The sequence below is a fragment of the Gammaproteobacteria bacterium genome, from assembly GCA_037388465.1.
Lineage (GTDB): Bacteria > Pseudomonadota > Gammaproteobacteria > SpSt-1174 > SpSt-1174 > JARRKE01.
Map to the genome: position 1 here is coordinate 1 of JARRKE010000094.1, position 13,340 is coordinate 13,340.

12 protein-coding genes are annotated in these 13,340 nt (G+C 59.9%); 7 read left to right on the forward strand and 5 right to left on the reverse strand.

All coding sequences use genetic code 11. The features are described 5' to 3' along the window. The 4 genes from P8Y64_12815 to P8Y64_12830 form a co-directional block, all read right to left on the reverse strand. Positions 1-211: sulfurtransferase FdhD (locus tag P8Y64_12815; protein MEJ2061347.1), on the reverse strand; the 211-nt coding region annotated here is incomplete at its 3' end. A 53-nt stretch (positions 212-264) separates the two neighbouring features. Next, complete coding sequence (fdhF, locus tag P8Y64_12820) at positions 265-3,126, reverse strand: formate dehydrogenase subunit alpha (GenBank protein MEJ2061348.1); 2,862 nt, start codon at positions 3,124-3,126, stop codon at positions 265-267. A 13-nt stretch (positions 3,127-3,139) separates the two neighbouring features. Continuing rightward, positions 3,140-4,693: an NADH-quinone oxidoreductase subunit NuoF gene (locus tag P8Y64_12825; GenBank protein MEJ2061349.1), complete on the reverse strand. Its 1,554-nt coding sequence runs from the start codon at positions 4,691-4,693 to the stop codon at positions 3,140-3,142. Beyond that, positions 4,690-5,154 carry an NAD(P)H-dependent oxidoreductase subunit E gene (locus P8Y64_12830; GenBank protein ID MEJ2061350.1) on the reverse strand — a complete coding sequence of 155 codons (465 nt, stop codon included), beginning with the start codon at positions 5,152-5,154 and terminating at the stop codon, positions 4,690-4,692. The genes P8Y64_12825 and P8Y64_12830 overlap by 4 nt, the downstream gene beginning before the upstream one ends. Before the next feature lie 515 nt (positions 5,155-5,669). On the opposite strand from P8Y64_12830, the gene P8Y64_12835 reads away from it, so the two are divergent. From P8Y64_12835 to P8Y64_12865, 7 genes are all read left to right on the forward strand, one after another. Continuing rightward, positions 5,670-6,203, forward strand: a complete 534-nt coding sequence (locus tag P8Y64_12835; protein ID MEJ2061351.1) for a GspH/FimT family pseudopilin — start codon at positions 5,670-5,672, stop codon at positions 6,201-6,203. Then, the gene (gene pilV / locus P8Y64_12840; GenBank protein MEJ2061352.1) at positions 6,194-6,721 is read left to right on the forward strand and encodes a type IV pilus modification protein PilV; all 528 of its coding nucleotides are present in this window, start codon (positions 6,194-6,196) and stop codon (positions 6,719-6,721) included. The genes P8Y64_12835 and pilV overlap by 10 nt, the downstream gene beginning before the upstream one ends. Then, positions 6,718-7,392 carry a PilW family protein gene (locus tag P8Y64_12845; GenBank protein MEJ2061353.1) on the forward strand — a complete coding sequence of 225 codons (675 nt, stop codon included), beginning with the start codon at positions 6,718-6,720 and terminating at the stop codon, positions 7,390-7,392. The genes pilV and P8Y64_12845 overlap by 4 nt, the downstream gene beginning before the upstream one ends. A gap of 8 nt (positions 7,393-7,400) precedes the next feature. Then, entirely contained in the window at positions 7,401-8,117 is a 717-nt protein-coding gene (locus tag P8Y64_12850) for a pilus assembly protein (protein MEJ2061354.1), read from the forward strand. Between the two features lie 109 nt (positions 8,118-8,226). Next, positions 8,227-11,916: a PilC/PilY family type IV pilus protein gene (locus P8Y64_12855; protein ID MEJ2061355.1), complete on the forward strand. Its 3,690-nt coding sequence runs from the start codon at positions 8,227-8,229 to the stop codon at positions 11,914-11,916. Between the two features lie 30 nt (positions 11,917-11,946). Beyond that, complete coding sequence (locus P8Y64_12860; protein MEJ2061356.1) at positions 11,947-12,297, forward strand: hypothetical protein; 351 nt, start codon at positions 11,947-11,949, stop codon at positions 12,295-12,297. A 64-nt stretch (positions 12,298-12,361) separates the two neighbouring features. Continuing rightward, positions 12,362-12,829: a type IV pilin protein gene (locus tag P8Y64_12865; GenBank protein MEJ2061357.1), complete on the forward strand. Its 468-nt coding sequence runs from the start codon at positions 12,362-12,364 to the stop codon at positions 12,827-12,829. 64 nt (positions 12,830-12,893) lie between these two features. Here the strand turns inward: P8Y64_12865 and ispH are convergent. Next, a partial coding sequence (ispH, locus tag P8Y64_12870; protein ID MEJ2061358.1) for a 4-hydroxy-3-methylbut-2-enyl diphosphate reductase occupies positions 12,894-13,340 on the reverse strand: 447 nt, incomplete at its 5' end.

Consider the following 13,340-nt stretch of genomic DNA (forward strand, 5'->3'; position numbering starts at 1 on the left):
GCATAAACCCGTAGGCGAAATCCTCCAGGTCGGCCGGGCTGGCCAGCATGACGGCGTAATCGATGCAGTTCACCCGCAGCGCGACCGGCACCTCTTCCGGCACGCGCCGCTGCCCGCGTTCAAGGCCCGCGCCGTCCCAGTGCCCCGTTCGCACTTCCCGATAGGGCGCGGTTCGGGGCTGAGGCAGCTCGACGACGGATCTCGCGTCCATCGGCACCTCCACAACCTGCCCGGCTGTGTCGACCGCCGCGTGACCGTATGCCTTCATTCATCGGCCTCCACGGCCGCTTCCATCGGCTGCGCGGGAAGCCCGAGCGTTTCGTCACGCGTATCGCGATAGCGCGCCTGCCAGTCGGACAGGGTGTTGCTCAATATCACTTCCACGGCCGTGACCTTGTACTCGGGGCAGTTGGTCGCCCAGTCGGACTGGTCGGTGGTGACCACGTTCGCGCCCGTCTCCGGGAAGTGGAAGGTCGTGTACACCACGCCGGGCGGTACCCGGTCGCTGATGCGCGCACGCAGGGTGGTCTCGCCGATCCGGCTGCGCACCGCCACCATGTTGCCGTCGCGGATACCGCGCTGTTCCGCATCGTGCGGATGGATCTCCAGCTGGTCCTCGGCATGCCAGGCGCCGTTCTCGGTCCGGCGCGTCTGCGCACCCACATTGTACTGGCTGAGGATGCGCCCGGTGGTCAGCAGCAGAGTGAATTTCCGGCTGGTGCGTTCCTCGGTGGGAATGTAAGGCGTGAGCATGAACTGGCCTTTGCCGCGCACGAACGTCCCGATGTGCATGGTCGGCGTGCCTTCCGGCGTCTTGTCATTGCACGGCCACTGGATGCTGCCCACGCGTTCCAGCTTTTCGTAGCTGACGCCAGCGAAGGTCGGCGTGGTGCGGGCGATCTCGTCCATGATTTCGCTCGGGTGCTTGTAGTCCATGGGATAGTCGAGCGCCCGGGCCAGGGCCTGGGTGATCTCCCAGTCCGCCATGCCGCCGGCCGGCGCAACGGCGCGCCGCACGCGGTTGATGCGCCGTTCGGCATTGGTGAATGTGCCGTCTTTTTCCAGGAAGGAGGAACCCGGCAGGAAGACGTGGGCGTAACTGGCCGTTTCGTTGAGGAACAGGTCCTGGACGATCACGCAATCCATGGCCGACAGGCCGGCGGCGATGTGCTGGATGTTGGGATCGGACTGCAGGATGTCCTCGCCCTGGATGTAGATCGCCTTGAAGCTGCCCGCGATGGCGGCGTCGATCATGTTCGGGATGCGCAACCCCGGCTCGTGATCGAGGCTTACCCCCCATTCCTGCTCGAAGGCCTGCCGCGCGGCGGCGTCTGCCACGTGGCGGTAGCCGGGGAACTCGTGCGGGAACGAGCCCATGTCGCAGGAACCCTGGACGTTGTTCTGGCCGCGCAGCGGGTTGACGCCGACGCCGCGCCGCCCCAGGTTGCCGGTCAGCATGGCCAGATTCGCCATGCCCATGACCATGGTCGAACCCTGGCTGTGCTCCGTCACGCCCAGACCGTAATAAATGGCCGCATTGTCGGCACCCGCGTACAACCGGGCGGCACCGCGCAGCTGTTCGGCCGGCACGCCGGTTACCGCCTCAACGGCCTCCGGCGCGTTTTCCGGGCGGGCGATGAACTCGCGCCAATCGGCGTAGGCCTCGGGCTCGCAGCGTTCGGCGACGAACGCCTCGTCCGCCAGCCCTTCGGTGACGATGACATGGGCCAGGGCATTCACCAGCGCCACGTTCGATCCCGGTTGGAGCTGAAGATGGTAGTCCGCCTGCACATGGGGCGTGCGGACCAGATCGATGCGGCGCGGGTCCACCACGATCAGCCCGGCGCCTTCGCGCAGGCGGCGTTTCATCTGCGAGCCGAATACCGGATGGGCGTCGGTGGGGTTGGCGCCGATCACCATGATGACGTCGGATTCCTCCACCGAATCGAAATCCTGCGTGCCGGCGGAGGTCCCGAATGCGGTTTTCAGTCCGTAGCCGGTGGGCGAGTGACACACCCGCGCGCAGGTGTCCACGTTGTTGACGCCGAACACAGCCCGGACGAGTTTCTGGACCAGGAACGTTTCTTCGTTGGTACAGCGCGAGGAGGTGATGGCACCCACCGACCCGCGACCGTGCGCCGCCTGAATCTCGCGTATCCGCCGCGCGGCGAATCCGATGGCCTCCTCCCAGCTCACCTCGCGCCAGCGGTCCGTGATCTGTTCGCGAATCATCGGCTTGGTGATGCGGTCGGGATGGCTGGTGTAACCCCAGGCGAAACGCCCTTTGACGCAGGAGTGGCCGTGATTGGCCTTGCCGTCCTTGTACGGCACCATGCGGATGACCTGGTCGCCGCGCAGCTCGGCCTTGAACGAGCAACCCACGCCGCAATAGGCGCAGGTGGTCACCACGCTGCGCTCCGGCTGGCCGTGTTCGATGACCGACTTCTCCATCAGGGTGGCCGTGGGGCAGGCCTGCACGCAGGCGCCGCAGGAAACGCACTCGGAATCCAGAAACGCTTCCCGCTGCCCCGCGCTGATCTCGGAGTCGAACCCGCGGCCATTCACGGTGAGCGCAAAGGTCCCCTGGACCTCCTCGCAGGCGCGCACGCAGCGCGAGCAGACGATGCACTTGCTGGCGTCGAAGCTGAAGTACGGATTGGAGTCGTCGGTCGACGCCTCGAGGTGATTCTTGCCGGTAAAGCCGTAACGGACTTCGCGCAGGCCCACTTCGCCGGCCATATCCTGCAGTTCGCAGTTACCGTTGGCCGAGCAGGTCAGGCAATCCAGCGGATGATCGGAGATATAAAGCTCCATGACGCCGCGGCGCATCTTTTCCAGCGCCGGCGTTTGCGTGCGGACCACCATGCCAGGCTCCACCAGGGTATGGCAGGAAGCGGGGTAGCCCCGGCGTCCTTCGATCTCCACGGTACACAGTCGACAGGAACCGAATGCCTCCAGGCTGTCGGTGGCGCACAGCTTGGGAACGGAAATGCCCGCTTCCATCGCGGCCCGCATCACGGAGGTGCCTGCCGGAACCTCAACGGTCTGCCCGTCCACGGTCAGCGTGACGAGCTTGCTGTCGGTACTCGCCGGTGTTCCGTAATCCGTATCATGCATTAATGCCATATCGATCCACCTCCTAGCCTGTCGCGACGGCTGCGCCGACCGACATACCGAAGTCTTCAGGGAAATGTTTCAGCGCGCTGCGCACCGGGTAGGGCGTTAGGCCGCCCAACGCACACAGCGAACCGTGCTCCATCACGTCGCAGAGATCTTCGAGCAGCGCCAGATTTGCGCTGCGTTCGATGCCGACCCGGATACGGTCGATGACCTCGGCGCCGCGCGTCGAACCGATCCGGCAGGGCGTGCACTTGCCGCAGGATTCGATGGCGCAGAACTCCATGGCGAAGCGCGCCTGTGCGGCCATATCCACCGTATCGTCGAAGACCACCACACCGCCGTGACCGAGCATGCCTTCGCGCGCGGCGAACGACTCGTAGTCCAGCGGCGTATCGAACAGGGAAACGGGGAAATAGGCGCCCAGGGGGCCGCCGACCTGGACGGCCCTGGCCGGCCGGCCCGAGGCCGTTCCGCCCCCCAGCGTTTCCACGAGGTGACCCAGCGTGACGCCGAAGGGCAGCTCGTAGAGCCCGGGGCGACGTATGTTGCCGCTTAGCTGCACGGTGAGGGTGCCACGCGATTTGCCGTGACCCAGGGCGGCATAGCTGTCGGCACCGTCCGCCAGGATTGTCGGCACCGTCGCCAGCGTGATGACGTTATTTACCACCGTCGGTTTTCCGAACGCGCCGTTTATTGCCGGCAGCGGCGGCTTGAATCGCACAGTCCCCCGCTTGCCTTCCAGACTTTCCAGCAGGGAGGTTTCCTCGCCGCAGATATAGGCGCCGGCCCCCAGCCGGATCTCCAGGTCAAAGCGCTGCCCGGAGCCGAGAACGTCATTGCCGAGCAGTCCGTTGTCGTAGGCGGCATCGATGGCGGCTTGCAGTGCACGTCGCGCATGCGGATATTCCGAGCGCAGGTAGATGTAGCCCTGCACGGCCCCGACCGCGAATCCGGCGATCACCATGCCTTCGATCAGGCTCAGGGGATCGCCTTCCATCAACATCCGGTCGGCGAATGTGCCGCTGTCGCCTTCGTCCGCGTTGCAGACGATGTATTTCATGTCGGCCGCGGCATTGTGGGTGGTGCGCCATTTCACACCGGTGGGGAACCCCGCACCGCCGCGCCCGCGCAATCCGGATCGGGTAACGGCATCGATCACCGCCTCCGGCCCGAGTTCCAGCGCCTTGCGTACACCCTGCGTTCCGCCTGTTGCCAGATAGTCATCCCATGAAACGGGATCGACAAATCCGCAACGCTTGAAGTTGATCCGCTGCTGCCCCTGGGACTCGAGTAGTGCCGTCACCGATCCGAGATTCAGCGGATGTGCGAGATCATCGGTCTGCAACGCATCCAGAATGCCCGGCACATCGGGCGGCGAAACCGGGCCGAAGGCCACCCGTTGCCCGTTTCGTTCGCATTCGATCAAGGGTTCCAGCCAGAACAGGCCATGCGAACCGGTACGCACCAGATCCAGTTCCAACCCTCTGCGTTGGGCCTCCCCGGCCAGGGCATCGGCCACCTCCCCGGCGCCGATCGAAAGCGAACTGCTGTCCGCTGAAACAAACACCTTCATGCGTCGCCCTCCCTGCCGGGAGCGGCAATGAGCGCGACAATCCGCTCCTCGTCCAGACGGCCCAGAGTCCGGTCGTCTATCTGGGCGGAAGGGCCGCATGCACAGTTGCCGAGGCAATACACCGCCTCCACCTCGACCGAACCACCGCTGGCGGCGGCCGCGACAACGGCTGCATTCCAGATATCCCTTCCGCCGCTGGCCTGGCAGGCCTCGGCACGGCATATCTTGATCACCCGTCGCGCCGGCAGCGAAGTCTTGAAATCTGAGTAAAAACTGACCACCCCGTCCACTTCGGCGCGGGTGAGATTCAGGTTTGTGGCGATTTCCGCTACCGAATGGCGTGGGATAAATCCGTATTGACCCTGGACATCATGGAGAATGGGAAGCAGCGCACCCGGCTTCCCGTTGTGGCGTTCGCAAATCTCGTCAATGGACTGCGACGTGTCCCGACTTTCAGACATCTGGCTCCTCTCCTCCAAAACGCAATTCTTTTCGACATCTGCCCGAACCGGGCCAAAAGTCGAATTTATGGATTGATAATTATTTTGATAAAAAGATGTACTTCACCTTGGAAGTCGTCAAATTGCTTATTCCGATAACCTTATTGCCACCCTCTATGGATGGCTGTAACCGGGCGCAGCATCGAATATTTGACCGATGGGTCGAAAGCGTTTTTACGGGGATTTTTTGGCCATTCGGCGACCTGATGCACTGCCGGGGAATACTTGTCTTACAAATGAACCGCACCAGACAGGTGCAAAATGCGGGTCGTAAAGAAAAAAGGCAGACCGATAGTCAGCGGCTTAAAATCAAGAGGTTATGAAACGCTTTGGCCGGAAACAACGAGCCGACACCAGCGCAAAACTTGTTCACCATGCCGGCAGGTCACCACCACGCACCACCATTTGTCGGCGTGTCCGGACCTCCTGTCCATACGACGCTTTACCTCATGCCCCCACTCTCTTAAATAAAGGGCATGAAAGACGAATACGGCTTTACGTTGATCGAACTCATGACCGTGGTGGCGCTGGTCGCCATCATGGCGATGATCGCCTTTCCGGCCTACTCGTGGCTGACCACGACCAACCGCTTGGCCAGCGAAATCAACGACTTCACCACGGATGTCGCCTATGCCCGCAGCGAAGCCGTCAAGCGGGGGCAGACGGTCACCCTGTGCGCTAGTAATAATCAGGCCAGTTGCACGAACGGCCCCTACACCTTCGGCTGGATCGTCTTTAACGACATAAACGGCAACGGCACCGTCGATGCCGGTGAAAAACTCCTCAAGGTGCATAGCGGCTTAGTGCATAGCGGCTCAACCGTCGGGGATACGCTGACTGGAACCAGCAGCACCATCGACGACAGGATCACTTACAACAATGTCGGGATGACCAGCAACAGTGGCCAGGTAACTTTGCATTCCAGTCCGGACAAGCCCAGTGACCGCCGCTGCCTGACCATCAGTACCGTCGGAAATTATCAATTGCAAAGGGGCTCGGCATGCCCATAAGCAGATCAAAACAGGCTGGTTTCAGCCTGATTGAGGCCTTGATCGCGGTCCTCGTGGTCGCCATCGGCCTGCTCGGTCTGGCCGGGATGCAGACCCTGGCGCTGGCCAACAACTACACCTCTTATATGCGCAGCATCGCACAGATGGATGTAGAAAATCTGGCGGCCATGATGCGCAGCAATATGCCGGGTGTGCAGGCGCTGAATTACGCCAACAAATCCTCGAAAACCCCCCTCCCCAGTGGGACCACGGCCATCCCGACGAGCGCCCCCACCGACTGTACGACCACCAACTGCACCATCGGAGATATGGCCAGCTTTGACCTGGTCAATATCAGCCAGATGATTAGCACAGATCTCCCGCAGGGCACGATTACGGTCCTCTGCAATGACGCGCCATGCACAGCGACGTCCGGCTACACCGTCAGCGTTTCCTGGACCGAGAAACAGACCAGCACAGTCACGACGCAAGCGGGGACCTCTGGCACGCAAACCTTCACCACGGTGATCTATCCATGAACGCGCCGGCTCTCAAGCATCAACAGGGCCTGAGCCTCATCGAGCTGATGATCGCACTGGTGATCAGCCTGTTCCTTCTGCTCGCGCTGTTCCAGATATTTCAGAGCAACAAGCAGGGCTTCAGGGTCCAGGAATGGCAGTCCCGCCTGCAGGAAAACGCCCGTGCAACCAGTTTCCTGCTATCCAACAACCTGCATTTGGCCGGCTATAAGACCAACTCCACCGCCGACAACGTGAATGTCTTCACCAGTACCAGCGGCGTCATACTCAGCGGTACGGACGGCGGCAGCACGGCGACACCGGACACCGTTACGTTCAGTTTTCAGGATGACAGTTCCATCCCTGTATGCACAGGGGCCGCGCCTCCCGGTTCGTACGCCACCCCTCAGGTCGTTACTGAGCAATTTCTCGTCAACACCACCAACCGGACCCTGTCCTGCACCACAACCACCGGTGGCGTCACTTCTGGCCAGCAGATCCTGATCCGGAACGTGGACAACATGAAAATTCTATACGGTGTCGATCTGGATGGTGATGGTTCGGTCGACCAGTACGTGAAGGCCGGCAGCGTGGGCAACTGGGATACGGTGCGCAGTATCGCCATCGGGTTGCTGCTCGCCTCCGGCCTTGTCACCCGCTACATCTCGCTGGAGAACAATCTGATCCAATGAGGCCCGCCATGCTGTTTTCCTTAACCAAACATACAAAAGCGACCCAGCAAGGTTTCGCCCTGATTGCCTCCCTGCTGTTCCTGCTCATCCTGACCGTTCTCGGCGTCAGCAGTATCCGCAATGTCAGCTTGCAGGAACGCATGGCCTCCAACCTGCGTCAGAAATCCCTTTCGTACGAAGCGGCCGAGGCAGCCATCGCTTACAGTGAGGATTGGCTGAACTGTGTCCAGCCCGACATCACCGCACCATGCCAACCGAATCCCCCGTACCCCAACCATCCGTACGACATATCTACTGATGGTGCACCCAGTGTTTCTCCCGCCACCTGGGCCATCAAAACGGGCGATCTTTATTCCACCACTGCCGGCGCCGACATAGCGGCTTTCCGCGGAGACACATTGTGGGCAAAGGCAAACTACCCACGCAATTTCCCGCCGAACGCCGGTGAGATAACCGGAACCCCTATGCCGGCGGTACCGGCATCCAGTCCGTTCACCAGTGGCGCGGTCGGCACAACCGCCACACCCATACTTGCCAACAATCCTCAGTTTTTCATTGAGGAAATTGACAGCACGAACCTGGGCGGCTCGTTGACGCCGACATCCCAGTACGGCAAGAGCACGACAGCCCAGGTGGTTTATTACCGGATCACCGCGCGCGGGGTCGGCGCAAAGTATTCCGGTGCGGTGTCTGTACTGCAGAACGTGTATGCGATCGTCCCCTGACATTAACCGGTATACCAAGATGTTTCTCAGTCATTTGGAAAAATTCAGTTTGCATAACTACTCAGGCACCGCACGTATGCGAACCGAACTCTCCACAAGGAGCAGCCACATGAACACTCAAGCCTTCAGTTTCAGTCGGAAGATGAGATATCTCCTGGCATCACTGGCGCTTGCTGTTCCACTACTGGTGCCGCAGGCGGCTCTGGCAGCATTAGGCATTGCCCAACAGCCGTTGTTCCTCGCCACCAACGTTCCACCCAACATCACGCTGACGCTCGATGATTCCGGGAGTATGGCGTGGGCGTACGTGCCTGACACCATGGGTGGAAACCGATATACCGACCGCTATAAATCGAGCACTTTCAACGCACTTTATTACAACCCGAACGTCACTTACGACGCTCCCGTGGATGCCAGCGGCAACACCTACAGCACCAGCTTCACATGTGCCTATATCGATGGGTTTGACACTTCACTCGGCTGTATCGACCTGAGCTCCGACTATGCAGCGCCTGTCTCTTATACGCCGGGCAGCAGCTATCAATGGGTTGTTTACGCCAATGGCTATTATTCTAGGCAATGGCCCACCTACAACGCCTACTCGACCAGCGACGCCTATTACTATGTCTATGATTCCTCATGCACGCTGTCGGGTGGCACCAACAATGACGGTTGCTACACTCGAGTCGATGTAAGCTCGACCTCCGGCCCTGGCGGCACCGATGAGCGTCAGAACTTCGCCAACTGGTATTCCTTCTACCGGACCCGCAATCTGTCCGTGGTTTCCGGCTCCAGCCTGGCCTTCGCGCAGCTTAATGATCAGACTCGTGTCGCCTGGCAGGTGTTGAATCGATGCAGAGCCTTCGGTTCCAGTCAGCGTTGCGGCTGGAACAACTCTTACTACGACAACCAGCTGGCCCGCTTCACCGGCACCCATAAGGATAATTTCTATAGCTGGCTGTCCCGTTTGCCAGCCTCGGGCGGCACGCCGCTGCGTGCCGCACTGGCCCGTGCCGGCGCCATGTACGAAACATCCCGCCCGTATCAATACGACCCCGGGGTCACCTCCACTCCGACCTACGCATGCCGACAGAACTACTCCATCATCATGACCGATGGTATCTGGAACGGCTCCGTCACGAGTTTTGGTAATCAGGATGGTAGTGACCATACGCTTCCCGACGGTACATCCTACGTAGCCGCCGATCACCCGCCCTTTACGGACAACAACAGCACCAGCCTGGCCGATATTGCCTACTACTACTGGCGCACCGACCTGCGGTCCACGCTGAGTGATTCCGGCGAGCTTAAATACGAACCTGTCACCACGGCGGAAACCGTTACCTCCGGTGGCACTTCGCAAACCATCCAGCCTTACTGGAATCCCAAGAACGACCCGGCCAGCTGGCAGCATATGGTCACCTTTACTGTCGGTGTAGGCCTGGGTTCCTGGCTCACCAGCCCCCAGTGGGGCGGTGACACTTATGCGGCACCGGCTTATGATGCCTTCGCCAGCGGCGCGACAAACTGGCCTACAACTGGTTCTGATGCGGCGCCTGAAAACGTCTACGACCTGTACCATGCCGCCATCGACTCTCGCGGCCAGTTCTTCAGCGCGGAGAACCCGAACGACATCGTCACCGCGTTCAAGACCATTATCCAGCGCATCCAGAATCGCACCGGGTCTTCGTCCAGCGCCTCGTTCAGCACCGGTCGACTGCTGGCCAGTTCGCAAGCCTTTCTGGCCACCTTCGACAGCGCCGACTGGTCCGGCGACCTCGCGGCCCGCCCGATTTCCGACGGCACCGGCAACCTGACCTGTACCCCCACATCACTCTACCCACGTGGCGCCTTCTGTCCGCCGGCCTGGCACGCCCAAACCGTACTCAACACGCAAAACTGGGATCCGACCTCCACGGATGCCAACCGCCGGCAGATCATCACCACGGCTGGCGGTGTCGGCGTACCTTTTACCTGGAGCAATCTTTCCAGCACAGAACAAACGGCGCTCGAGGATGGCGGTACGGCGACCGACGGCCAGAACCGTCTCGATTGGCTGCGCGGCGACCGTGCGCAGGAAGTCAAGAGCGGCGGCAGCTATCGCAACCGCTCTTACGTACTCGGCGACATCGTGAATTCTTCGCCGGTTTACCAGCCCGCCCCTGACTTCGATTATGACTATTACACTTCCAGTTCGACGTTCAAGTGGCAGGACGTCCTGTATGGCACGACCGGGCCGGAAACGGATTACGCGACATTCCAAAGCGCCCACAAAACCCGCCTGAACCTGGTCTGGGTCGGTTCGAATGACGGCTTCCTGCATGCCTTCAAGGCCGGACATTACGATTCCAGCGGCACGTTCCAGAATTCGGACAATAACGGTCAGGAGCAATTCGCGTTCATGCCCAAGGTGGCGATGCAGAACGCTGCCACCTTGACCGACCCCAATTACCGCACCGCGGGTCTGCATCATTATTTCGTCGATGGTCAGATGGAAATCACGGATGCGTTTTTCAAAAAACCGGCGGATTCAGCTGCAGCATGGCACAGCGTCCTGGTCGGCGGTATGGGCGCTGGCGGCCAGGAAATCTACGCACTGGACGTAACCAACCCCTCTCAACTTACCGAAGCCAATGCTGCCAGTACCGTAATGTGGGAATTCACCGACGCGGACGATGCCGACCTTGGTGATACCTATGGAAAGCCGCACATCGTACGCCTGCACAACGACGAGTGGGGCGTGCTGGTCAATAACGGCTTTGGCAACACAATCGCGGATTCCCATGTCGGCTCCGGTCACGCCGTGCTTTACGTACTCGACCTGGCGACCGGCTCGATCCTTGCCAAACTCGATACCGAGTCTGGCAGCACCTCCGACCCGAACGGCCTCGCCGAATCCACGCCAATCGATCTGGATGGCGACGGCGTCACCGACTACGTGTATGCAGCTGACCTGCATGGCAACGTATGGCGTTTCGATCTCACAGCCAAGAACCCGTCTCAGTGGCACGTTTCCAAATACGGCAATCCCAAGCCCACTCCGCTGTTTGAGGCAACGGATGCATCCACGCCTGCCAAACGGCAACCCGTCACGACCAAGGTGGTCGCCGAATCGCACCCCAAGGGGCGCACTTACGGTGTGATGGTGTACTTCGGCACCGGCAAGTACATCGAAAACAACGACAACATCGCGGACACGTCGACCAACCAGAGCTTTTATGGCATCTGGGACCACGATGGCTTTTCGGTGCCGAACGTTGGTACCGCGGGAACGCCTGCCGCTAATCCACCGCTTACCCGTGCCGATTTGCTGCAACAACAGATCATCTACGAGAATCCCATTCCAGGCTACGTCGCCCGTGTTTTGACTCAAAACAAGATCGACTGGTCGGCCGACATGGGCTGGTATGTGGATCTGGAAAAACCCGATCCAGCTGACACCGGCACACCGACAAGCTGGATTCGTCAAGGGGAAATGGTCGTCGCTGATCCGGTTATCGTCGGCAAGAGCGTGACGTTCAGCACCTTGATACCCAGTTCGGATCCTTGCTCGACGGGCGGCAGCGGCTGGCTGATGGCACTGGATCTCGCCTCGGGCGGACGCATGAATTATCAGCCTTTCCACTTGGGCGTCCCCGGTATCGGCAGCGTCGGCGGCATACAGTTCAGTACAGCCGCCGCGGGCAGCCCCAGCTTCTTCGGTGGCGCCCTCGCCGGTTCGACCAAAGGCGGCCAGTTCTATCAGTTGCCATTCATGACCGGCGAAGAAGGACGTAAATCCTGGCGTATCATCCGCTGATTCTGACTTTGCTATAGGAGCAAACGCGCCATGTACAACAATCCACTCTTCAGAATTGCATTCACCTGCATTCTGTTAATGGTTTTTGCCAGCGCCTCGGCTATTGACACAGTTGGCACGACCAGCGAAAAAATCGGCACCTTGCAGACGCTGAATTTCTCGGATGCGGTTGTCACGCTGAATGACGGTAGCAGCTATCAAATTGATCCAGGATACCTTGCCGAGCTTCAGACCACGCTCGTAAAGCAGCCGGATGCATTGAAACCAGGGATGATGGTGCGACTGCATATTCTCACTCTGCCCGCCACAGGAGGGGGCATAGCCATGAAAGTCGTCACCAAGATCCAACCCATTATTAGCCGAAGCACACCGGGCGAGTAGAACAGGAATGACTATTGGTCCCCACCCTGGATATGCATCAATGTTGGATAAAACAGGAGTGCTTATGCTGTCCCATACGCCAACCCAACGCCGCAATTATGGCTTCAACTTGATCGAGTTGATGACGGTGGTGGCCATACTGGCTCTCATCTCAGTCATTGCCGTGCCTGCTTACCTCAATTATGCACGCAAGGCCAAGCGCACCGACGCCGTTACGCTTTTGCAGGAAGCAGCCAGCAAACAGGAACGTTATTACACCACCAACAATTCCTATGCCATCAATATGAGCCAGCTTGGCTACAGCAGCAACTCAGTCAGTACATCGAGCAATGCTTATACCGTATCCGTATCAGCGTCTACTCCCGGGGGGTGTAACGGGTTGGCCGGCGCCAACGCCTGTTCCGGATACACGCTTACCGCCGCTCCCGTTGGCGGCCAAGGCGATGATGATTGCGGTAGTTTTACACTCACCAATCTAGGCCAGAAAGGCATCACTGGCACGGGGGTAACCGTACAGGATTGCTGGCACTGACCTGATTTAGCTATCAACAAAAAAGGGGCCTATGGCCCCTTTTTTGTTGAAGCGTCAAAACCCTTTAATCACCACGCAACGTATTCGGCAAACTGAAGGTAATGTGCTCTTCGCGACCCTTGGCCTCGGAAACACGGTCCATGCCCCGGGAGCGCAATGCCTCCACCACCTGCTGTACCAGCAACTCCGGCGCAGATGCCCCAGCCGTTACACCGATATGTCGCTTGCCTGAAAGCCACGCGTCACGGATATCCGCAGGACCATCGATTAGATAGGCATCCGTACCGCGCTTTTGCGCGAGCTCCCGCAACCGGTTCGAATTCGAACTATTGGGCGAACCCACGACCAGAATCAGATCGCACTCGTCCGCCAGTGATTTCACGGCATCCTGACGGTTTTGCGTGGCGTAGCAGATATCATCCTTGCGCGGCCCGTGAATGGCGGGAAAGGCCTCGCGCAATGCGTCGATCACATCGGCGGTATCGTCCATGGACAGCGTGGTCTGGGTCAC